The organism is Chromobacterium indicum (assembly GCF_039708975.1).
GTDB lineage: Bacteria > Pseudomonadota > Gammaproteobacteria > Burkholderiales > Chromobacteriaceae > Chromobacterium > Chromobacterium piscinae.
This window is the reverse complement of record NZ_JAYFSJ010000007.1, coordinates 164,065-187,058: the sequence shown is the minus strand read 5'-3', so window position 1 is coordinate 187,058 and position 22,994 is coordinate 164,065. Positions and strand designations below refer to the sequence as shown.

Here is a 22,994-nt window from a genome sequence, read left to right as displayed (position 1 = left end):
GCCGCTGCGTCATTTTCCGCCGTCGACAACTTTGAACACGCTGTTCGGCGACATCCCGAACACCTCCGGCGCGTACATCGCCTCCACTCTGGTCGGCGGCAGCTTGAACGTGCCGGGGTTGTTCAGCCGCATCGTGTATTCCACCTTCAGCTCGCCGCGCGGCACGTAGCTGTAGTAGGCGCGGTAGCCGGCGAAGCGGCGCTCGATGTAGTCGGCGTAGTCGCCGCCGTTGCCGGACTTGGCGTCGATCGCCGAATCGCGGCCCAGGCCGCTGCCCTGGATCGCCGCGCCGGCCGGGATCGGGTCGTCCACCACCACCCAGCTCATGTCGCTCTGGGCCTGGATGGTCAGCGTCACCTTGACCACGTCGCCGGGCTGGTACTGGCCGTCCACTTTCTGGCTGACCGGCGTCAGCGTTTTCTTGATGCTGTAGCCGGCGTAGCGCGCGGTTTTCAGCGGAATGGCGGCCTCCGCCTGGATGGTGGCCCACGGCGCGCCGGAGCCGGCGTGCTTGAGCTGCAGGCTGGCGCCGCCGGCCGGCCACGGCAGCAGGCCCAGCTGTTTGACGCCTTCCTGCGGCCAAGACAGGCTCAAGCTGGACTTGCCGAGGATGGCGCTGGTCTGGCCCGTCACCGGCACGGTTTCGAACTGGCGCGAGAACTGCGCGGCGGCCAGCGATCCCCACAGGTTGGCGGTGGTGGTGCCCCAGTGGCCTTTCTGCTGGCGGGCGAGCAGGCCGGTCAGCAGGCGCGGCATGTCGGCCTGCCAGTCAGGCAGCTTGCGGGCGGCCAGCAGCAGCTTGGCGGCGTTGACGTCGCCGTTGCCCATCAGCCACCAGGCGTTGTCGTTGGCCTCGGTGCTGAAGCCCATCTTGGTGCCCTGGTAGGTCAGGCGGGCGCGCAGCAGATTCGAGGCCTCTGCGATGCGGCCGGCGCGTTGCGGGATGTCTGCCGCGCGGTTCAGCAGCGACAGCCAGTCCACCAGCATCGCGGTGCCCATCTTTTGCGGGTTCAGGTCCAGCACGTCCAGCATCGCCGGGCGGAAACGGCCGTAGCGCGACAAAGCGTCCATCGCGGCCAGCCGGCGCGCGTCGGCGTCCTGGCGGCTGCCGGGCAGGTCGCGTTTCAGCTTGCCTTCGACGAAGGCGGACAGACCGTCCAGCATCTTGTTGCGCGCGTTTTCCGGAATCTCCATGCCGGCTTCGTTGGCGACGGACAGCAGATAGCTGGTCAGCACGTCGCTGCCGCGGTCCGGCGCGCCTTCGCCCAGCGGGAAGTAGGCGGCCAGGCCGTTGCCGTCAAGATACAGCGGCAGCTCGCTCATCAGCTGGTCCCAGCGCTTGCGGTCGGACAAGCCGATGGCGATGGAGCTGCGCTGCTCCAGGCAGGCGTAGGGATAGTCCTCGAACCAGCGGCGCACGCCGGGCAGGCTGTTGCCGAGCTTGGCCTGCAGGCTGACGCGGATGCCGCCGCGGCCCGGCAGCGCGCCCGGCGGAGGCGCCACCGGGATGGCCAGCTCGGGCGACACGCGCTGCAGCGTGGCCTGCTCCACCGTCACCGGCACCGCCGGGTCGATCTGCTGCTTGACCGCCAGCTTGTCGGCGGCCTTGCCGTCCACCTGCTGGGCGGCGAAGGTCCATTGGGCCTCTTTCAGGCCTTCCGGCACCGTCACATTCCAGCTGACCAGCCGCGCCTCGCCCACCGGCAGGCTGATTTCCCTGGCCGGCAGCGCCGTGAAGCCGGACGCGGCGGCGGATACCTTGACCTTCAGCGGCTTCTCGCCGCCGTTGCGCACGGTGACGCCGGCCTGGAATTGGTCGCCCTCGCGCGCCAGCGGCGGAATGCCGGAGCTAAGCTGCAGGTCTTGCGTGACGTTGAAGCCGGATTCGCCGGTGCCGAACATGTCATTGCCGACATCGGCCACCGCCACCAGGCGGAAGCGGGTGAGGGCGTCGTTGATCGGCACCTTGATCCGGGCGCTGCCGTTGGCGTCCAGCTTCACGCCGGGCTGCCAGAGCAGCAGCGTGTCCAGCAGCTCGCGCGTCGGTGCCTTGCCGCCGCCGCCGCCCGGCGGCAGCGATTTGCGGCCGTAATGGCGCTTGCCCACCACTTCCAGTTGGGCGGTGGCGGTTTCCACGCCGTAACTGTGGCGTTGGTACATCGCCTGTATCAACTCCCAGCTATGGTTGGGCTGCAACTCCAGCAGCGCTTCGTCGACGGCGGCGAAGGCCACTTCGGTGCCGGCCGGCGCCGGTTTGCCGCCGGGCAGCTTGACCTTGACGATGACTTCGGCGGTCTCGCGGATGCCGTAGCTCTTCTTGGCCGGGGTCACTTCCACGTCCAGGCGCTTGGCGGCGTCGCCCACCTGGATTTCGGCGATGCCGTATTTGAAGGCCGGGCGCGACAGGTCCACCATCGCGGTCGGCGGCGCGTAGTCGCCGCCTTCGTTCCAGTAGGCGTCCCACCATTCCGACGGGCTCTTCCAGCCCCAGGTGAAGAACGAGTACCACGGCACGTCGCGCACGCGGCCGCGCACGGCCAGCACGGATACATAGACGTTGGGCGTCCAGTTGGGGCCGATTTTCAGTTCTACCGTCGGGTCCTTGCCTTCCAGTTCCACCACGCGGGTTTCCAGGATGCCTTCGCGCTCGATGGCCAGCCAGGCGGTGGCCTTGCGGAACGGCATCCGCACCTGGAAGCGGGCGGTTTCCCCGGGCAGGTAGCTGGTTTTCTCGGGCAGGATGTCGATGCGGTCGTTGTTGTCGACGTCGAACCACAGCTCGTCGTGCTTGCTGACCCAAACCGATTGCGCGGCCTGGGCTGCGTTGCCCTGGTCGTCCTTCGCTTCGGCGATCAGCTCCATGTCGCCGGCGTCTTTGAGGTTGATGTCGCAGAACACCAGGCCGCGGGCGTCGGTGGTGCCGCTGCACACCTTGCCCTTGTCGTCGGTTTCCTCGTTGTGGTCCCAGGCGTAGAAGCCGCCGACCAGCCGTTTGCGGCTGGACAGGTAGCGGTGCTCGCGCAGCGTGACCTTGACGTCCTTGTTGGCGATGGGTTTGCCTGCGGTGTCCAGCACCACTGCTTTCAGCTGCAGCGCGCGGCCGGCGGTGATCCAGCTGTCGACGCTGACGCCGACCTGTAAGGCGGCCGGCCACAGCGGGATGCGGCGGGTGATGGTCTGGGTTTCTCCGTTGGGGTCGCGGTAGGCGGCCTCGGTCACCAGGTCGTAGCGGCGGTCCAGCTTGGGCAGCTTGTCGACGGCTACTTTGCCGTTGCCGTTTGCGTCCAGCTTGAGCGCGGCCTTGTCCAGCACCACCTTGCCGTCCAGCGAGCCTTCGCTGTTTTCCCGGTTGCGCTGCGGCGGAGAGAAGGTGAAGCCATCGTAGGCTTTGATGCGGGTGTAGGCGTCGGCCAGCATCGCGCTGACCTCCACTGGCCAGTCCTTGGCCGGGCCGCCGTTGCCCCAGGACATCGACACGTTCAGCGGCACTTGCTTGGCGCCGATATTGGCGCCCTTGGCGGTGAAGATGCGGCCGGTCATCACCGGCAGGCGGAATTCCTCGACGCGGAAGCTGCCGCTGTGCAGCGAATAGCCGTCCAGCTCCGGGCTAGATGGCTTGGCCTTGTCGTCCGGGCCGCGCGCGCCCTTGCGCTCCAGATACAGCGTGTATTCGCCAAGCTTGGCCTCTTTCGGCAGAGTAAAGCTGCTTTCGGCGTAGCGGCCGTTGCGCCAGGCCAGCGGCAGGCTGACTTCGTCGCCGCTGCCGTCGTGGACGATGCGCAACTGCTGCGGCAGCTGGTTGGGCTTTAGCTGGGCCAGTCCCTTGCCGGCCTGAACCCGCAGCAGGTGCTTCATCGATACCGTTTCGCCGGCGCGGAACAGCGGTCGGTCCAGAATGGTGTGGGCTAGGATGGACGGGCTGTCGTTCCATTGCGTGGGGAAGGGGAAGCGCCACGACTCGATGCCGCGGTTCCAGCCGGAGCGGACGAAGGATACGTCCTCATTGCCCTGCGCGTCCTTGGCGCGGGCGGTGACGAACAGGCCGGACAGCTCTTCGTCGGATGAGCATTCGCCGCCACTCAGCTGCTTGTTGATGTTGGCGATGCCGCTCTTGTCGGTCTTGCCGGACCATAGCGCCTCACCCTTGCAGTTGTAGACGCTTATCTTGGCGTCGGGAACCGGCGTGCCCTTGTCCAGCGTGGTCACCCATACCGAGGCGTTCTCGCTGGAGCGCTTCAGGTGCACGGCCATATTGGTGACGAGGGCAGCGGTGCGCACGTACATCGGCTTGTCGGCGCCCAGCAGCGATTTGCCCAGCAAACGGGACGATACTTCCACCACGTAGAGGCCGGGCTTGGGCAGCGGGATGCCCACCACTTCGAACGGCCACTTACCGTTCTTGTCCGGCTGCGTCGGCAGCTTCAGCGGCGCGGCGTCGCGGTTCTTGTTCAATAGCGACACGCGCCGGCTTTCCACGGTTTTGTCCTTGCCGGCCGGCAGATTGCTTTCATGGTAGCGCTGCACCTTGGCCAGCCACTCCATCATGTCGGCGTCGTTCAGCAAGTGCAGCGCCTTGCCGCCCAGCTGTACCGACTTGATGCGCAGATCGGCCTCCACGCCGCGCAGCGTGATCGGCAAGGCGGCGTCGGCGCCGGATTCGATGATGCCGAACGGCGCGGCGGCGAACTTGGCCAGCGGCGGATAGTCGCCCAGCTTGAACGACAACGGGAAGCGGCCGGCGTTGACCAGCGGCCGGCCCACCTCGTCTCGGAAGTCCTTGGGCAAGGTTAGCGTCAGCGTTTCCAGCGGCGGGAAGGGCGGCGCGAAGCTGATGCTGTCCACCGGCTCGCCCTTGCTGCGCTCTTGCGCCTGAGGCGCGCGCTCGGCGCCGCCGCCGGACAGGCGCACCGCCATGGCCAGCTTTTCCGGCACCGGCGAGCTGAAGTTCAGCGTGACGGGCTTGAACGGGATGCAGGCGCCCTTGGCGCTCTCGCGCTGGCAGCTCATGCTGGCGCTGAAGGCTGGGCGCACTTGGAAGTCCAGCTTGTCCGGCTTGCCGGCGCCGCGCAGGTGCACCAGCGACAGCTTGCTGTCCGGCGCAAGGCGTTGGCCGCAACGCACGGTCAGCACCCGGGCGGCGTCTTTTTGCAGATCCAGATGCTTGAGCAGCGCCGCGCGGTCGGGAGCAGCCAGCGGCTGCGCCGGGATGCGCTCGGGCAAGCTGGACGACTGGCAGTAGAGCGAGGACGGCGACACGTTGGCCGCGTTGAATTTCAGCACGAAGGCCTGGTCTTCCTCGATCCGGCCCTCATCCGGCCAGCTGCGGCTGATGATGGGAAGGCCGGTGAAGAAGCGGAAGGCCGGACCGCTGACTACGCCGCCCTGCGCATCCTTCAGGCCGGGCTTCAGCGTGAAGCGGCAGTCGGTGTTGGCGGCGGGCGTCTCCGGCAGGTCCAGCGCCCAGGTCTTGTCGTCCACCCAGTGGCCCCTGCCTTTCAGGCCGCAACTCCAGGCGAACGGCGCCGGCGCGGCGCTGTTGCCCAGCGCGATCATGCTGGCGGAGAAGGTGGCGCGCACCTGGCTGATTTCCTTCACTTCGCCCTGCGGGCTGAAGGTGACCACGCCGGCGAGAGCGGCGGCAGGGGCGGCGAGAACGGCGAGCAGCAGGCTGCGGCGCAGCAGTGTCTTCATGGCGTCACCGAGGGAGGGTTGGGGCCGGGAGGCGCGGTTTCGGGCGGAAAGGCTCATTCTTTCAGGATATTTTCTCTGCCGGAAATGGCAATTTGCATGAAGCGGGATGATAGCAGATGGCGCCGCCAGTCGTGCGCGCGTCGGGAAAATCCTCAGCAATATCAAGCCGAAATCCTTTTGGCTTTGTGGCGCGGCGCGCGCCTGCGCCGCAGGCGAGCAGGCCTCTCGGCCGAAGCTGGAGCGGCGCAGGGGCAGACAAGCCGGCCCTGCGTGCTATACTCTTTGCTTCGTTGGGTGCGTGGTGTAACTCCACGCAGCGCCGCTTACAAGCCCTCCGGCAGGCGCCGGAAACCAGGCGGAAGCAGGCGTCGTACCGCCCCAGATGACTAAAACCTGTCACACTTAAGGAATCAACATGCAAGTACAGCTGGAAACTCTGAGCAATCTTGAACGCCGCATGAACATCGCCCTGCCGATGGCCGCCATTGAGACCCAGGTTGCCGAGCGCCTGAAGCGCGTGGCCCGCGGCGCCAAGATTCAAGGTTTCCGCCCGGGCAAGGCTCCGCTGAAGATCGTGGAAATGAACTACGGCGCCCAGGTGCGTGAAGAGGTGATGGGTGAGCAGGTTCAGCAAGGCTTCTACAAGGCCGTGACCGAGCAGAGCCTGCGCGTTGCCGGCTACCCGCGTTTCGAGCCGGTTGCCGCCGGCGACGACAAGGAAAACTTCAAGTTCGCCGCCACTTTCGAAGTGTATCCGGAAGTGAAGGTCGGCGAGCTGGCCGGCAAGGAAATCGAAAAGCCGAACACCGTGGTTGGCGACGCCGAAATCGAAAAGACCATCGATATCCTGCGCAAGCAACGCACCCGCTACAACCGCGTTGAGCGCGCAGCCGCCGAAGGCGACCGCGTGATCATCGACTTCAAGGGCGCCATCGACGGCGTGGCCTTCGAAGGCGGCTCTTCCGAGAACTTCCCCTTCGTGCTGGGCCAGGGCCAGATGCTGGCCGAGTTCGAAGCCGGCGTCGTCGGCGCCAAGGAGGGCGACATCAAGAGCGTGGAAGTGAGCTTCCCCGAGGACTACCATGGCAAGGACGTGGCCGGCAAGAAGGCCGTGTTCGAGATCCTGGTGAAGAACGTGGCTGAAGCCACCCTGCCGGAAGTGAACGAAGAATTCGCCAAGATGCTGGGCATCGCCGAAGGCGACGTCGAGAAAATGCGCGGCGAAATCCGCAAGAACGTCGAGCGCGAAGTGAAGCGCCGCCTGCAGGCCCGCATCAAGGAAAACGTGATGCAGGCGCTGATCGACGCCACCGAGCTGGAGCTGCCGAAAGCCCTGGTGAGCCTGGAAATCGGCCGTCTGGTCGAGCAGGCCCGCCGCGACATGCAGCAACGCGGCATGAACGTGAAAGACATGCCGTTCCCGCCGGAACTGTTCGCCGCCCAGGCCGAACGCCGCGTGAAGCTGGGTCTGATCCTGTCGGAAATGGTTGAAGCCAACAAGCTGGAAGCCAAGCCGGAACAGGTTCGCGGCATGATCACCGAATTCGCCGACAGCTACGAGCAGCCGGAAGACGTGCTGGCTTGGTACTACGAGAGCCAAGACCGTCTGGAAGGCCCGACTTCGATGGTTCTGGAAGACAACGTGGTTGAATTTGTGCTGTCTCAGGCCAATGTTGTAGCCAAGGACCTGTCCTTCGATGAACTGATGGGCAGCCAAGCCTGATAACAACTTTTGGAGTGGCCGATGAAATCTATGATGGAACCGCAAGGTCTGGGCTTGGTGCCCATGGTGGTGGAGCAGAGCGGTCGGGGCGAGCGCGCCTATGACATCTACTCTCGCCTGCTGAAGGAACGCATCGTCTTCCTGGTCGGCCCTGTCACCGACGAGTCGGCCAACCTGGTTGTGGCGCAGATGCTGTTCCTGGAGTCGGAAAATCCGGACAAGGACATCCATTTCTACATCAACTCGCCGGGCGGTTCGATTACCGCCGGCATGTCGATCTACGATACGATGAACTTCATCAAGCCGGATGTTTCCACGCTGTGCATCGGGCAGGCGGCCAGCATGGGTGCCTTCCTGTTGGCGGCGGGCGCCCATGGCAAGCGTTTCGCGCTGGAGAACAGCCGGGTGATGATTCACCAGCCGCTGCTGTACGGCGGCGGTCTGTCCGGCCAGGTGACCGACATCGAGATCCATGCCCGCGAGCTGGTCAAGGTGAAGGCCAAGATGAACGAGCTGCTGGCCAAGCACTCGGGCCAGACGCTGGAGCGTGTGCAGTCCGACACCGAACGCGACAACTTCATGTCGGCGGAAGAGGCTCGTGCGTACGGCATGATCGATAAAGTGCTGTCTTCCCGTCGGGATGTGACGGCCTAAGTAGTGGAATTGGCTAATGGCTGACAAAAACAGCAACGAGAAGCTTCTCTACTGCTCTTTCTGCGGAAAGAGCCAGCATGAGGTGCAACGGCTGATCGCCGGACCGCAGGTGTTCATTTGCAATGAATGCGTCGAGCTGTGCAACGACATCATCCGCGAAGAGCTGGAAAAAGGCGCTGGCGGCGAGGTGATCGGCGGCGGATCCGACGACCATCCCTTGCCGACGCCGCAGGAGATCCGTGCGGACCTGGACCAGTACATCATCGGCCAGGACTTCGCCAAGAAGACCCTGTCGGTGGCGGTGTACAACCACTACAAGCGGCTGTACAACAAGGGCGGCAAGGACGACGTCGAACTGGCCAAGAGCAACATCCTCTTGATCGGTCCGACCGGCTCCGGCAAGACCCTGCTGGCCCAGTCGCTGGCGCGCCTGCTGGACGTGCCCTTCGTCATCGCCGACGCCACCACGCTGACCGAGGCGGGGTATGTGGGCGAGGATGTCGAGCACATCATCCAGAAGCTGCTGCAGAAGTGCGACTACGATGTGGAGAAGGCCCAGCGCGGCATCGTCTACATCGACGAGATCGACAAGATCTCGCGCAAGTCGGAAAACCCGTCCATCACCCGCGACGTGTCGGGCGAGGGCGTGCAGCAGGCCTTGCTGAAGCTGATCGAGGGTACGGTGGCCTCGGTGCCGCCGCAGGGTGGCCGCAAGCATCCGAACCAGGAGTTCATCCAGGTCGACACCACCAACATCCTGTTCGTCTGCGGCGGCGCTTTCGATGGTCTGGATAAGATCATTCGCCAGCGTTCCGAGAAGGGCGGCATCGGCTTCGGCGCCGAAGTCTCCTCCAAGGACGACGGCAAGAGCCTGACCAAGCTGTTCCAGGAAGTCGAGCCGCAGGACATCATCCGTTTCGGCCTGATTCCGGAACTGATCGGTCGTTTGCCGGTGGTGGCCACGCTGGAGGAGCTGGACGAGGAAGCGCTGGTTTCCATCCTGACTCAGCCGAAAAACGCGCTGATCAAGCAGTACCAGAGGCTGTTCTCGCTGGAAGCGGTGGAGCTGGAGGTTCGGCCGTCGGCGCTGCGCGTGATCGCCAAGCAGGCGCTTGCCCGCAAGACCGGCGCCCGCGGCCTGCGCTCCATTCTGGAGCGCGCGCTGCTGGACACCATGTACGAGCTGCCGTCCATGCAGGATGTGGAAAAGGTCGTCGTCGACGAGAAAGTGATCGAGAAGGGCGACAAGCCGCTTTTCATCTATCGCGAAGGCGGCGGTGTGGCACAATCCGCCTGACGGCCTGGCCTGAATGACTGAACCGCCCGTCAGGGCGGTTTTTTATTTGTCACCGACGTAATCTGTTTTAGTATGGGGTGTTGATATTCTGGCCTTTCGCCCCATTTTCCAAGCATTGTTTCCCCAAGCTAAGGTTAGGTGATATGCCGCAACCCGCAGAAATCAGAGAAGAGACCACGCTGCCGCTGCTGCCGTTGCGCGATGTGGTGGTCTTTCCGCACATGGTCATTCCGTTGTTTGTCGGACGGGCCAAGTCGATCCGTGCGCTGGAACTGGCCATGGACGAAGGCAAGCAGATCCTGTTGGTGGCCCAGCGTTCGGCCTCCAAGGACGAACCTTCCGCCGAAGACCTGTACAGCGTGGGCACCATCGCGGCCGTGCTGCAGATGCTCAAGCTGCCCGATGGCACCGTCAAGGTGCTGGTGGAGGGCCGCCAGCGCGCCACCATCAAGGAAGTGGGCGAGGAGGACGGTTGCTTCGTCGCCGAGTTCGCGCCGCTGTCCAGCGAGCTGGAAGAATCCAACGAGACCGAGGCGATGCGCCGCGCGCTGCTCGCGCAGTTCGAGCAGTACGTCAAGCTGAACAAGAAAATCCCGCCCGAGGTGCTGAATTCGCTGGCCGGCATCGATCGCGCCGGCCGCATGGCCGACAGCATCATCGCCCACTTGCCGCTGAAGCTGGAGCAGAAGCAGGAAGTGCTGGAGATGTTCGACGTGCAGACCCGCCTCGAGCATCTGATGTCGCAGCTGGAAGGCGAGATCGACATCCTGCAGGTGGAAAAGCGCATCCGCGGCCGCGTCAAGCGCCAGATGGAGAAGAGCCAGCGCGAGTACTATCTGAACGAGCAGGTCAAGGCCATCCAGAAAGAGCTGGGCGAGATGGACGAGGCCAGCGACCACGACGAGCTGGAGCGCCGCATCAAGGCCGCCGGCATGAGCAAGGAAGGCCGCGAGAAGGCGTTGTCCGAGCTGAAGAAGTTGAAGATGATGTCGCCGATGTCGGCCGAGGCCACCGTGGTGCGCAATTACATCGACACGCTGCTCGAGCTGCCGTGGAAGAAAAAGACCAAGATCAGCAAGGACGTGGCCGCAGCCGACGCCGTGCTGGACGAGGATCACTTTGGCCTGGAGAAGGTCAAGGAGCGCATTCTGGAGTACCTGGCGGTGCAGCAGCGCGTCGACCGCCTGAAAGCGCCCATCCTGTGCCTGGTGGGCCCTCCGGGCGTGGGCAAGACCTCGCTGGGGCAGTCCATCGCCCGCGCCACCAACCGCAAGTTCGTGCGGATGGCGCTGGGCGGCGTGCGCGACGAGTCCGAGATCCGCGGCCATCGCCGCACCTACATCGGCTCGATGCCGGGCAAGGTGCTGCAGAATATGGCCAAGATTGGCGTCAAGAACCCGCTGTTCCTGCTGGATGAAGTGGACAAGCTGGGCGCCGACTTCCGCGGCGATCCGTCGTCGGCGCTGCTGGAAGTGCTGGATCCGGAACAGAACCACGCCTTCATCGACCACTACGCCGAAGTCGAATACGATCTGTCCGATGTGATGTTCGTCGCCACCGCGAACTCGCTGAATATCCCGCCGGCCTTGCTTGACCGGATGGAAATCATTCGTCTTTCCGGCTATACCGAGGACGAAAAGGTGAACATCGCGCTGAAGTACCTGCTGCCGAAGCAGATGGAGGCAAACGGCGTGCGCGAAGGCGAGCTGGTGGTGCAGGAATCGGCGCTCCGGGACATCGTCCGCTATTACACCCGCGAAGCCGGCGTCCGCAGCCTGGACCGCGAAGTGGCCAAGATTTGCCGCAAGGTCGTGACCGGCGCGTTGCTCAAGCCGACCAAGACGGCCAAGGTGACGGTGTCGGCCAAGAATCTGGACAAGTACTTGGGCGTGCGCCGCTTCGACTACGGCCTGGCCGAGGAGCAGAACCGCATCGGCCAGGTGACCGGCCTGGCATGGACCGAAGTGGGCGGCGAGTTGCTGACCATCGAGGCGGTGTCGCTGCCCGGCAAGGGCAATATCGTGCGCACCGGCCAGCTGGGCGAGGTGATGCAGGAGTCGATCACGGCGGCGATGAGCGTGGTGCGCAGCCGCGCCAGAAGTTTGGGCGTCAAGCCGGACTTCTACGAGAAGAGCGACATGCACATTCACGTGCCGGAAGGCGCGACGCCGAAGGACGGCCCTAGCGCGGGCATTGCGATGACCACGGCCATCGTGTCGGTGCTGACCGGCATCCCGGTGCGCGCCGACGTGGCGATGACCGGCGAGATCACGCTGCGCGGTGAGGTGCTGCCGATCGGGGGGCTGAAGGAAAAATTGCTGGCGGCGCACCGCGGCGGCATCCGCCACGTGCTGATTCCGAAGGGCAATGAAAAGGATCTGGTGGAGATTCCGGCCAACATCAAGCAGAAGCTGGAAATCCATCCGGTCAAGTGGATTGATGAGGTGCTGGCGCTTGCGCTGGAGCGTCAACCGGAAGAACTGTCGCAAGAAGAACAATCTGGTGACATTCCGCCCGCTCAGGACGCGGGCAGCAATGTCCCGGTCCTGAAGCATTAAGAATCATGGTCTTACCGAAGCCGTGAATAAGCTGTGTTTTCGCGGCTTCCCGTTGTGCTTGCGAATTAGCAAAATGACCGTGGAAGCCGCTTGACACAAGGATTTCCGCCTTGCTATAAAGCAAGCGTTTTTATCTGAACTACGTAGACCGAGAACGACGAAAGGGGACTTACGTGAACAAGTCTGAACTGATTGACGCCATCGCGGCAGAAGCCGACATCTCCAAGGCTGCTGCTGCCAAGGCTCTGGACGGCATGGTTGCTGCCGTTACCTCCGCCTTGAAAAAAGGCGATACCGTGACCCTGGTGGGTTTCGGCACTTTCTACGTGGGCGAGCGCGCTGAGCGCAGCGGCCGCAACCCGAAGACCGGCGCCACCATCAAGATCCCGGCGGCACGTTCTCCGAAGTTCCGCGCTGGCAAGGCACTGAAAGACGCGCTATAATTTGCCACTCCGCCGGGGCCTGATTTTGCAGGGTTCGGCGGAGCGCACGGGCGTTTAGCTCAGTTGGTAGAGCGTCTGCCTTACAAGCAGAATGTCGGCGGTTCGACTCCGTCAACGCCCACCAACGGCACGGAGTGGTAGTTCAGTTGGTCAGAATACCGGCCTGTCACGCCGGGGGTCGCGGGTTCGAGCCCCGTCCACTCCGCCAAATACACAAGAGAAGGTGAACCGTTTGCGTGTTCACCTTTTTTTTTACAGGGGTGGCCTTAGCCAATCGTCATGTTCGAGTTTGTCCAGAACAACAAAACCGTCATTCAAGTGATCCTGGGCGCTGTGGCCCTGACTTTCGTAGGCTTCGGCGTCGGCAGCTATTCCAGCGCCACCGACGATCCCTATCTGGTCAAGGTGGGCAAGACCAAGATCTACAAGCGAGATCTGGATCGCGCGCTGGAAGGCCAGCCTAGCGACCCCGCCGCCCGCCAGGCCGCGCTGGAAAATCTGATCCGCCAGGAGCTGCTGCTGGCCGAGGCCCGCGACCACGGTGTCGCCGTCAGCCCGGAACAACTGCGCAAGGTGATCGCTTCCATTCCAGCCTTTCAGGAAAACGGCCAGTTCAGCTCCCAGCGCTACAGCGAATTCCTGAAGAGCCGCTATCCGAATCCGGAAGCCTTCGAGGCCGACATCAGCCGCGATATCCTGCTGCAAAGCCAGCTGAACAGCGTGGCCGGCACCCAGTTCGTGTCCAACACCGTGGTGACCCGCGTGGCGGGGCTGCTGGGCGAGGGCCGCGAACTGCAGCAGTTGGTGTTGAAGCCATCCGATTTCGGCGCCGAGGTGAAGACCGACGCCGCCGCGATCAAGGCTTACTACGATGCCAACGCCAAGCGCTTCAAGCTGCCGGAGCAGGTGAAGCTGGATTACGTGGTGCTGTCCCAGGATGCCTTGGCTCAGGGCATCAAGGTCAGCGACGCCGACGTGCAGAAGTACTACGACCAGCACAAGGCCGACCTGGCCGGCGAACAGCGCCGCGCTTCCCACATCCTGCTGACGGTGGCCAAGGACGCCAAGCCGGAGCAGAAGGCCAAGGTCAAGGCCGAGGCTGAGGCCATTCTGAAGGATGTGCGCGCCAATCCGGCCAAGTTCGCCGAGCTTGCCAAGGCCAAGTCGCAGGATCCCGGCTCCGCGGAGAAGGGCGGCGATCTGGGCTTCTTCGGCCACGGCATGATGGTCAAGCCGTTCGACGACGCGGTGTTCAAGCTGAAGCCGGGTCAGATCAGCGACCTGGTGGAAACCGAGTACGGTTTCCACATCATCCGCCTGGACGCGGTCAAATCGCAGAGCTTGGAAGACGTCAAGGGCGCGATCGTGGACAAGCTGCAGAAGCAGAAGTCCGCGGCGCTGTTCCGCGAGCAGGCCGACAAGCTGAACGAAGTCGCCTACCAGCAGGCCGACTCGCTGAAGGGCGTCGTCGACGCGCTGAAGCTGGAGGTCAAGCACTCCGACTGGATGCAGCGCAACCAGCCGTCGCAGGATGAGCTGCTGGGCAACGCCAAGCTGCTGTCCGCCGTGTTCAGCGACGATGTGCTGAAGAAAAAGCACAACAGCGAAGTGGTGGATATCGGCGGCAACCGCCTGGTGGTTGCCCGCATCGCCGAGCACCAGCCGGAGCGTCAGCAGCCGCTGGCCGACGTCAGCGACACGATCCGCAAGGAGCTGGTGGAGCGGGAAGGCGCGAAACTGGCCGACAAGAAGGGCCAGACTCTGCTGGCCGAGCTGAAGGCCGGCAAGGGCGTGGATGCGCAGAAGTGGGGCCAGTCGGCCACGGTATCCCGCCGCGCCGCCGCCGGCATGCCGGCAGCCGATGTCCGCGCTGTGTTCGCCGTGGCCGGCAGCAAGCTGCCTGGCTTCGCGGGCGTGCGCCACGATACCGGCGAGTACGTGATCTACCGCGTCAACAAGGTGGTTCCGGCCCCGGCCGTCACCGACGCCGACCGCGCGCAGCTGGGCAATGTGCTGGGCGAGCTGAGCGCCAACAGCCAATTGGCCAGCTACCTGAAGGCCCTGCGCGAGAAGTATCCGGTCACCGCCGGCAAGCAGTCGCTGACCGACAACAACTGATCCGGCCCGCTTCGAACGCCAAGCCCCGCGCATGCGGGGCTTTTTGCTTTCAGCGCGGCGGATGAAGGCCGAAGCCGCGCGTCCGGGCCTCCTGGCGCAGCGCGTCCAGCAGCAGCCTGGCCTTGCGCGGCATGCCGCGGCTGGCAAACACCGCATGCATCTGCGGATCGTCGCCATGGCTGGACACGATGCGGAAATCCGGACACAGCCGCACCAGTTCGCCGCGCGCGGCCAGCGGCTCCGCCAGCCAGTCTCCCAGCCGGGCGATGCCCATGCCGGCGCGGACGGCGTCCAGCACGCCGTTGCCCGAGTTGCTGCGATGCCAAGCATTCAGGTTGAGGCTGACGGTTTCATCTCTTGATACGAAATTCCAGGCTTTCAGCACCCGCGGCGCGCTATGGATCACCACCCGGTGCTGGGGCAGCTCGGCGGGATGATCTGGCGCGCCGTGGCGGGCGATGTAGCTCGGGCTGGCGTACAGGTGGCGGCGGTAGACCCATAGCGGATGGCCGATCAGCTCGCTGGAGGCGGGGAAGGCACCGCGTATCGAGAAGTCGAGCTTGTCCCGTATCGGTTCCAACACCGAGTCGCTGTACAGCACCTCGAAGCGCAGGCCGGCGTGGGCATCGGCCAGGCTGGCCAGCACAGCGGGCAGAAGCTCGCGCCCCAGCGTTTCCGGCGCGGAGAAGCGCAACAGGCCACGCGGCGCGCTGGCCTGCTGGCTCAATTCCTCCTCGGCCTGCTGCTGCAGGTCCAGCATCTGGCGGGCGGCGGGATAGTAGGCCTCGCCGGCCATGGTCAGCTCCACCTGCTTGCTGGAGCGGGCCAGCAGCATGGCGCCCAGCTCCTCTTCCAGCGCCTGCAGCGCGCGGGTGGCGCTGCTGGGCGAGGTGCCCAACTGGCGGGCGGCGGAGACGAAGCTTTTCTGCTCCACCACCGCGCAGAATATGCGGATTCCCCATAGCGGCTTCATTGCGGCTCCAGTATTGCGTTTTTTGCAATATTACATTGCAAGCATTGTTTCGGGCCAGCACGTACAATTTGCGTCGAGGAGGATGACAATGTTGTTGAGCTTGAGCTTTTTGTGCCTGATCGCTTTTTGCGCGGGCTTGGTGGACGCGGCAGTCGGCGGCGGCGGCCTGATTCAGATTCCCGGCCTGTTCAGCGCGCTGCCCAATGCGGCGCCGGCCACCATTTTCGGCACCAATAAATTGTCGGCGGCGGTGGGCACGCTGTCGGCGGCGCGTTCCTATCTGAGCCGGGTGCGGCTGCCGTGGCGGCTGGTGCTGCCGGCCGCCGCCACCGCCTTCGTGTTTTCGTTCGCCGGCGCGGCTGTCGTGTCGCAAATTCCCAAGGGCGTGATCCGGCCGCTGGTGCTGGCGCTGTTGCTGGTGATGGCGGTGTATACGTTGTGGAAGAAGGACTTCGGCAAGCTGCACAAGCCGGTGGCCATCGGCCGCCGGGAAATGGCGGTAGGCATGGCCATAGGCGGCGCCATCGGTTTCTACGACGGTCTGTTCGGCCCCGGCACCGGCAGCTTCCTGATGTTCCTGTTCATCCGCTTCTTCGCCTTCGACTTTCTGCACGCGTCGGCGGCGGCCAAGGTGGTGAACCTGGCCACCAATGTCGCGGCGCTGATCTTCTTCGTCGGCGCCGGCCACGTGCTGTATCAGCTCGCGCTGCCGATGGCGGCCGCCAATATGGCCGGCGCGATGGTCGGCACCCGGCTGGCGATGAAGAAGGGCGCCGGCTTCGTGCGGGTGCTGTTCCTCGGCTTGACCAGCGTGCTGATCTGCAAGCTGGCCTGGGACATTTTCCACGGCTGAGCGGTTTGCCCGGGAGCGGCCGCTTTGAACTGAGGCGGCCGCTCCTTTATCATGTAGTCTGAATGACTACGCCACGGCCGTTTTCCATGCACCCATCCCGCTGTCCGCCGCCGGACGCCGCCACTGATCTGCTGCAACTGCCCAATGTCGGCCCGCGCGCCGCCGCTGATCTGCGGCTGCTCGGTCTGAGCCATCCGGCCGACCTGCGGGGCCGCGATCCCCACCAGCTTTATCTGCAGCTGTGCGACGCGACCGGAGCGCGCCACGATCCCTGCGTGCTCGACGTGCTGATGTCGGTCTGCCACTACATGGATACCGGCGAGGCGCGCGCTTGGCCAAGCTTCACCGCGGAGCGCAAGCGCAAATGGACGGTGTGAGCGGGGAGGAGCGGCTGACGGCCTGCCACGATTGCGATCTGCTGCTGAGGCTGCCCGGCGCGCAAACCGGCCGCGTGCGCGTTTGCTGCCCCCGCTGCGGCGCCCAGCTGTACGAATGCTCGGATAGCGGCCCCGAGGCCGGCGTGGCGCTGCTGGCGGCCGGCGCGGTGATGTTCGCGATCTCCAACGTCTACCCGGTGCTGGTGCTGGAGATCGCAGGCAACCGCAATGCCGCCACGCTGTGGCAGACCGCGTTGGCGCTGCATGGGCAGGGCATGCCGGAGGTGGCGCTGCTGGTGCTGTTCACCGGCATCGTGATGCCGGCGCTGGAATTGGCCAGCATGCTCTACCTGCAGCTGCCGCTGTTGTTCGGCCGCGCGCTGCCGGGTTTCCCGGCGATGATGCGGCTGCGCGGTCTGGCGCGGCCCTGGTGCATGGTGGAGGTGTTTTTGCTGGGCGTGCTGGTTTCGCTGGTGAAGCTGGTGCATCTGGCCAGCGTGCAGCCGGGCATAGGCTTGTGGGCGTTTTTCGGCCTGATCGTGCTGATGGCGGCCAGCGCCAGCCGTTTCCGGCCGCATGAACTGTGGGAGCGCTACCGCTCATGCCGCATTATCCATTGAGCAGCGCGGCGTCGCGCAATCTGTGCCTGTGCCACGGCTGCGGGCTGCTGGTGAGGATATCGACGTCCGAGGCCGTCGCCTGTCCGCGCTGCGCGGCTCCGCTGCATCTGCGGCGGCCGGCGGCGCTGCAGCGTTGCTGGGCGCTGCTGCTGGCGGCGATGATCAGCTATCTGCCGGCCAATCTGCTGCCCATCATGGAAACCACGGCGCTGACCGGCGTGCAGCGCGACACCATCATGAGCGGCGTGGTCTATCTGTGGAACAACGATTCCTGGCCGCTGGCGCTGGTGGTGTTCACCGCCAGCGTGCTGGTGCCGATGCTGAAAATACTGGCCTTGCTGCTGCTGTTGTGCAGCGTGCAGTGGCGCTGGAGCTGGGCGCCGCGCCAGCGCACGCGGCTGTACCGGATGATAGAAGTAATTGGCCCATGGTCGATGCTGGACATTTTCGTGGTGGCGCTGATGGTGGCGCTGGTGCAATGGCAGTCGTTGGCCAGCATCAAGGCCGGGCCCGGCGCGATCGCCTTCGGCGCGGTGGTGGTGCTGACCATGCTGGCCGCGATGAGTTTCGATCCCAGGATGATCTGGGACCCCGTAGAGGAACATGATGAGCAGTGAAAATCCGCAAAACCCTCCAGAGCCGGACCTGCCGCAGGCGGTGCCGGTGCGCCGCGGCCGCTGGGCGCCGTCGCTGGTCTGGCTGATTCCGGTTGTGGCGGCCTTGATAGGCGGCTGGCTGGCGGTGCACGCGGTGTTGTCGCGCGGCCCCACCATCACCATCTCCTTCCAGAACGCGGAGGGGATCGAAGCCGGCAAAACCCGGATCAAGTACAAGGACGTGGAGATCGGCGAGGTGACCTCGGTCCAGCTCAGCCCCAACCGGCAGGCCATCGTCGCCACCGCGCAGCTGCGCAAGGAGGCCGCCGACTACCTGGCGGAGGACAGCCGCTTCTGGGTGGTGCGGCCGCGGGTGTCCGGCGGCGGCGTGTCCGGCCTGGGCACGGTGCTGTCCGGCTCCTATATCGGCATGGACATCGGCAAGAGCGAGGCGCGGAAGGCCGATTTCGTCGGCTTGGAGACGCCCCCCATCATCAACGCCGACCTGCCTGGGCAGACCTTCACGCTGCGCGCGGACAATCTGGGGTCGCTGAACACCGGCTCGCCGGTGTATTTCCGTCGGGTGCCGGTGGGGCAGGTGGTCGGCTACGAGCTGGACCCCAAGGGCGGCTACGTCAAGGTAGCCGTCTTCATCAACGCGCCTTACGACCATTTCGTGTCCGCCAACAGCCGCTTCTGGCACGCCAGCGGCGTCGACGTGTCGCTGAGCGCCAACGGCCTCAACGTCAGCACCCAGTCGCTGGCGGCGATCGCGCTGGGCGGCATCGCCTTTGAAACGCCGCTGGCCGACAATGCCGGCATTCCGCTGTCGGACCGCAATTTCATTCTGCACGATACCCGCGACAGGGCGCTGCAGAACCCGGACCGCGAGATGCAGCCGTTCCGCCTGCGTTTCCGCCAGTCGTTGCGCGGACTCAGCGTCGGCGCGCCGGTGGACTTCCGCGGCATCACGATAGGCGAAGTGACGGCGATAGGCGTGCAGTACGTGCAGGACCGCAAGGACTTCGACATGACGGTAGACATCCGCACCTATCCCAGCCGGCTGGACAGCCTGTCGCGCGGCGGCCGCATCACCGGCAAGCTGTCGCCGCAGGCGCTGGTGGCCAACGGCATGCGCGCCCAGCTGCGCTCCGGCAACCTGATCACCGGCCAGTTGTACGTGGCGCTGGACTTCTTCCGCGATGCGCCGCCGGCCCGGCTGGTGGTGAAGGGCGGGGTGCCCGAGTTGCCGACCATTCCGGGCGATCTGGAAGAACTGCAGCGGGTATTGCAGCGCATCGTCAAGAAACTGGACGCGGTGCCGTTCGACAGCATAGGCAAGGAGGCCGACGCTTCGCTGAAATCGCTGCACCAGACGCTGGACAGCGTGAAGCGGCTCAGCGACGGCCTGAATAACCAGACGGTGCCGCAAGCGAGCAAGACGCTGGAGCAGTTGCAGCAGACGCTGGAGGCCACCCGCCAGACCATGCGCGCCGATTCGCCGCTGCAGCAGGACATGCGCTCCGCCGCGCAGGAAGTGAAGGAGACCGCGCGCAGCTTCCGCGCGCTGGCCGATTACCTGGACCGCCATCCCGAGGCGCTGGTGCGCGGCAAGGAGGCGCAGCCATGATGATGAAAACGATGTTCGCCGCGGCCATGATCGCGGCGCTGGCGGGCTGCGCATCGCCGCAGTCGCGCTTTTACGGGCTGGACGCGCCGGCCGCGCCGCAGGCGCAGGCGCAATTCGGCAAGCGGGTGCTGCTGGGGCCGGTGAGCCTGCCGGCGGCGCTGGATCGTCCCCAGCTGGTGATGGACATGGGCGGCGGCGAGCTGAAGCTGCAGGAGTTCGAGCGCTGGAGCGCGCCGCTGGACCGGCTGCTGGCGCAGCGGCTCAGCCAGGGCGTGGCGCGCTCCAGCGGGGTGGCCAGCGTCTACGCCTACCCGCAGCCCGGGATGGACGGCGGCGATCTGCGCATCGCCGTCGATGTGCGCGTCCTCAGCCTGAAGCCAGGGCAAGGCGCGGCGCTGGAGGCGGCGTGGCAGCTGCAGAGCGCGGCCGACGGCAAGATACTGGCCCGCGGCGGCTTCAGCCGCAGCCAGGCGGTGGCGTCTAGCGAGCCGGGGGCGCTGCTTGCCGGCCTGCAGACCTTGCTGGATGGCCTGGCCGCCGACATCGCCGCTCCGCTGGTCCAGCATCCGGAATGGTGGCGCGCGGGCTGATTCTCCACCATTGGGAGTAGGCGGCCCCGGCCGTAAGGGTTAATCCGCCTCGTCCGTTGGCAGGCTGATAATCCTGCGACCGACGAATACCGGCGCGCGCCGCCGTCGCTTATCGTGGCAACCATGACCACTCCATGGGTATGGTGCCATGACTTCCCCGACATTCAAACGCTACAGCGTGCTGGCCAGCAGCACGCTGGCCTTCACCCTCTGTTTCATGGTCTGGATGATGTTCGCGGTGCTGGGCATCCCGATCAAGCAGCAGCTGGGCCTCAATGAAACCGAATTCGGCATCCTGGCGGCGACGCCGGTGCTGACCGGCTCGCTGATCCGCGTGCCGCTGGGCATCTGGACCGACCGCTACGGCGGCCGCCCGGTATTGTTCGCGCTGATGCTCAGCTGCGTGATTCCCATCTACCTGATGCAGTTCGCCAGCGCCTATTGGCAGTTCCTGCTGGCCGGCCTGTTCGTCGGCCTGGCCGGCGGCTCGTTCTCGGTCGGCACGCCCTATGTGGCGCGCTGGTTCCGCAAGGAGCAGCAAGGCCTGGCCATGGGCATCTTCGGCGCAGGCAACGCCGGCTCTGCCTTGACCAAGCTGGTGGCGCCGGTGCTGATCGTCGCCTGGGGCTGGCAGAGCGTGCCCACCGCGTACGCGCTGATCATGCTGGCCGCCGCCATCCTGTTCTGGCTGTTTTCCTTCAGCGATCCGGCGCACAAGGCGCCGTCCACCATCACGCTGCGTCAGCAGCTGGCGCTGATGAAGCATCCGGCGGTGCTGCGTTATTGCCAGTACTACTCGGTGGTGTTCGGCGGCTACGTGGCGCTGGCGCTGTGGATGACCAAGTACTACGTCGGCGAGTACGGGCTGGATTTGAAGCACGCGGCGCTGCTGGCGGCCTGCTTCTCCCTGCCGGGCGGCGTGCTGCGCGCGGCGGGCGGTTATCTGTCCGACCGTTTCGGCCCCTATATCGTCACCTGGGCAGTGATGTGGGTGTGCTGGGTGGCCTTCTTCCTGTTGTCCTATCCGCAGACCGAGATGCGCGTCGCCACGGTGAACGGGCCGATGAGCCTGCACATCGGCCTCAACGTCTACCTGTTCACCGGCCTGCTGTTCCTGGTGGGGGTGGCGATGGCCATCGGCAAGGCGTCGGTGTTCAAGTTCATCGCCGACGAATTCCCGGATTCCATCGGCGCAGTGTCCGGCGTGGTGGGCCTGTCCGGCGGCCTGGGCGGTTTCCTGCTGCCCATCCTGTTCGGCGCGCTGCTGGATCTGACCGGCGTCCGCTCCAGCGCCTTCATGCTGCTGTACGGCACGGTGTGCGTCAGCCTGGTGTGGATGCATTTTTCCTTCAAATCGGCGGCTAAGGCCAAGGCGCGCGCGGCCGCGCCGGTCCATCCCATTCCCTTGACGAGCGAGCGCGGCTGAGCGCGGCGCGGGAGACATTCATGACTTATCTGATCAAACACTGGGAGCCGGAGTCGGCCTCGTTCTGGCAGCAGAAAGGCCGCACGGTGGCGCGCCGCAATCTGTGGATCTCGATTCCGGCGCTGACGCTGGCCTTCGCGATCTGGCAGGTATGGAGCGTGGCGGTGCTGAACATGCCGAATATCGGCTTCGGCTACAGCCAGAACCAGCTGTTCTGGCTGGCGGCGCTGCCGGCCTTGTCCGGCGCCACGCTGCGCATTTTCTACTCCTTCATGGTGCCGGTGTTCGGCGGCCGCAAGTGGACGGCGATTTCCACCGCCAGCCTGCTGATTCCCGCGGTGGGCATCGGTTTCGCGGTGCAGGACCCCAGCACCAGCTACGTCACCATGGTGACGCTGGCGCTGTTGTGCGGCTTCGGCGGCGGCAACTTCAGCTCCAGCATGGCCAATATCAGTTTCTTTTTCCCGAAAGCGGAGAAGGGCACCGCGCTGGGTTTGAACGCCGGCCTGGGCAATCTGGGCGTGTCCATCGTGCAGTTCGTGGTGCCCATCGTCATCACCATGGGCCTGTTCGGCCAGCTGGGCGGCGATCCTCAGCATTGGGCGAAAGGCGAGCTGTCCAAGCAGATGTGGCTGCAGAACGCCGGCTTCGTCTGGGTGCCGTTCATCGCTGTGTCGGCGCTGGCGGCCTGGTTCGGCATGAACGACCTGGCCTCGGCCAAGTCTTCGTTCTCCGAGCAGGCGGTGATCTTCACCCGCAAGCATAATTGGCTGATGTGCTGGCTGTACGTGGGCACCTTCGGCTCTTTCATCGGCTTTTCCGCCGGTTTTCCGCTGCTGGTGAAAGGCCAGTTCCCGGAAATCGACCCCACCCGTTACGCCTTCCTCGGCCCCCTGGTCGGCGCGCTGACCCGTCCGCTGGGCGGCTGGCTGGCGGACAAGATAGGCGGCGCCAAGGTGACGCAGGCTGCGTTTTCTCTGATGGTATTGGGCGTGCTGGGCGTGATCTTCTTCCTGCCGCACGGCGGCCAGAGCGGCAGTTTCACCGGCTTCTTCGCGATGTTCCTGTGCCTGTTCGCGCTGACGGGAATCGGCAACGGCTCCACCTTCATGCAGGTGCCGGCCATCTTCCTGACCCTGCATCAGCGCATGGCCGGCCCAGGCGAGGCGGCGCAGAAGCAGGCGACGCAAGACGCCACCCGCGAAGCGGCGGCGGTGCTGGGCTTCACCAGCGCCATCGGCGCCTACGGCGGCTTCTTCATTCCGAAGAGCTACGGCACCTCGATCGCGATGACCGGCGGCGTGGAGGCGGCGCTGTATGTGTTCATCGCCTTCTACCTGAGCTGCCTGGCGATCAACGGCTGGTACTACGCCCGCAAGAAGGCGGAGGTGCGCTGCTGAGCGGGCGGCGGAATGCCCGGAAGGTGGCGGTTGCTGGCCGGGTAT

The 22,994-nt window shown here is 65.1% G+C and carries 16 protein-coding genes and 2 tRNA genes; 16 read left to right on the top strand and 2 right to left on the bottom strand.

The window, feature by feature from the left end; all coding sequences use genetic code 11:
- Positions 1-9: 9 nt before the first annotated feature.
- Positions 10-5,691 (bottom strand): alpha-2-macroglobulin family protein, encoded by a 5,682-nt coding sequence (locus tag VA599_RS11310; protein WP_346788633.1) that lies wholly within the window; start codon positions 5,689-5,691, stop codon positions 10-12.
- 415 nt (positions 5,692-6,106) lie between these two features.
- Here VA599_RS11310 and tig point away from each other — a divergent pair, with 415 nt between their 5' ends.
- The 8 genes from tig to VA599_RS11270 all read left to right on the top strand — a co-directional run bounded on the left by tig (position 6,107) and on the right by VA599_RS11270 (position 14,484).
- Positions 6,107-7,414, top strand: a complete 1,308-nt coding sequence (gene tig / locus VA599_RS11305; RefSeq protein ID WP_021477105.1) for a trigger factor — start codon at positions 6,107-6,109, stop codon at positions 7,412-7,414.
- A 21-nt stretch (positions 7,415-7,435) separates the two neighbouring features.
- Complete coding sequence (gene clpP, locus VA599_RS11300; protein WP_021477106.1) at positions 7,436-8,068, top strand: ATP-dependent Clp endopeptidase proteolytic subunit ClpP; 633 nt, start codon at positions 7,436-7,438, stop codon at positions 8,066-8,068.
- Positions 8,069-8,084: 16 nt separating this feature from the next.
- The gene (gene clpX, locus VA599_RS11295; protein WP_021477107.1) at positions 8,085-9,365 is read left to right on the top strand and encodes an ATP-dependent Clp protease ATP-binding subunit ClpX; all 1,281 of its coding nucleotides are present in this window, start codon (positions 8,085-8,087) and stop codon (positions 9,363-9,365) included.
- Between the two features lie 143 nt (positions 9,366-9,508).
- Entirely contained in the window at positions 9,509-11,923 is a 2,415-nt protein-coding gene (lon, locus tag VA599_RS11290) for an endopeptidase La (protein ID WP_021477108.1), read from the top strand.
- A 173-nt stretch (positions 11,924-12,096) separates the two neighbouring features.
- Positions 12,097-12,366, top strand: coding sequence for an HU family DNA-binding protein (locus VA599_RS11285; RefSeq protein WP_011136101.1), 270 nt, complete (start codon positions 12,097-12,099; stop codon positions 12,364-12,366).
- 48 nt (positions 12,367-12,414) lie between these two features.
- A tRNA-Val gene (locus VA599_RS11280) sits at positions 12,415-12,490 on the top strand.
- A 7-nt stretch (positions 12,491-12,497) separates the two neighbouring features.
- Positions 12,498-12,574: transfer RNA gene (locus tag VA599_RS11275), tRNA-Asp, on the top strand.
- 71 nt (positions 12,575-12,645) lie between these two features.
- A complete protein-coding gene (locus tag VA599_RS11270) occupies positions 12,646-14,484 on the top strand; it encodes a SurA N-terminal domain-containing protein (protein WP_346788632.1) in 1,839 nt (612 codons plus the stop codon).
- A 49-nt stretch (positions 14,485-14,533) separates the two neighbouring features.
- Here VA599_RS11270 and VA599_RS11265 read toward each other — a convergent pair whose 3' ends face one another.
- On the bottom strand, positions 14,534-15,457 hold the full coding sequence (locus tag VA599_RS11265; RefSeq protein WP_346788631.1) for a LysR family transcriptional regulator: 924 nt from the start codon (positions 15,455-15,457) through the stop codon (positions 14,534-14,536).
- Between the two features lie 88 nt (positions 15,458-15,545).
- Between VA599_RS11265 and VA599_RS11260 the strand changes: the two genes are divergently transcribed.
- The 8 genes from VA599_RS11260 to VA599_RS11225 all read left to right on the top strand — a co-directional run bounded on the left by VA599_RS11260 (position 15,546) and on the right by VA599_RS11225 (position 22,949).
- Entirely contained in the window at positions 15,546-16,310 is a 765-nt protein-coding gene (locus VA599_RS11260) for a sulfite exporter TauE/SafE family protein (protein ID WP_021477111.1), read from the top strand.
- An 86-nt stretch (positions 16,311-16,396) separates the two neighbouring features.
- Positions 16,397-16,687 carry a helix-hairpin-helix domain-containing protein gene (locus VA599_RS11255; RefSeq protein WP_346788630.1) on the top strand — a complete coding sequence of 97 codons (291 nt, stop codon included), beginning with the start codon at positions 16,397-16,399 and terminating at the stop codon, positions 16,685-16,687.
- Entirely contained in the window at positions 16,675-17,307 is a 633-nt protein-coding gene (locus tag VA599_RS11250) for a paraquat-inducible protein A (RefSeq protein ID WP_346788629.1), read from the top strand. Before VA599_RS11255 ends, VA599_RS11250 begins: the two co-directional genes overlap by 13 nt.
- On the top strand, positions 17,289-17,924 hold the full coding sequence (locus VA599_RS11245; protein WP_031296362.1) for a paraquat-inducible protein A: 636 nt from the start codon (positions 17,289-17,291) through the stop codon (positions 17,922-17,924). The genes VA599_RS11250 and VA599_RS11245 overlap by 19 nt, the downstream gene beginning before the upstream one ends.
- Entirely contained in the window at positions 17,911-19,533 is a 1,623-nt protein-coding gene (locus tag VA599_RS11240) for a PqiB family protein (RefSeq protein ID WP_031296364.1), read from the top strand. Before VA599_RS11245 ends, VA599_RS11240 begins: the two co-directional genes overlap by 14 nt.
- Positions 19,530-20,123: a PqiC family protein gene (locus VA599_RS11235; protein ID WP_346788628.1), complete on the top strand. Its 594-nt coding sequence runs from the start codon at positions 19,530-19,532 to the stop codon at positions 20,121-20,123. The genes VA599_RS11240 and VA599_RS11235 overlap by 4 nt, the downstream gene beginning before the upstream one ends.
- A gap of 148 nt (positions 20,124-20,271) precedes the next feature.
- A complete protein-coding gene (locus VA599_RS11230; RefSeq protein ID WP_346788627.1) occupies positions 20,272-21,549 on the top strand; it encodes an MFS transporter in 1,278 nt (425 codons plus the stop codon).
- Positions 21,550-21,569: 20 nt separating this feature from the next.
- Positions 21,570-22,949 carry a NarK family nitrate/nitrite MFS transporter gene (locus VA599_RS11225; RefSeq protein ID WP_346788626.1) on the top strand — a complete coding sequence of 460 codons (1,380 nt, stop codon included), beginning with the start codon at positions 21,570-21,572 and terminating at the stop codon, positions 22,947-22,949.
- Positions 22,950-22,994: the final 45 nt, after the last annotated feature.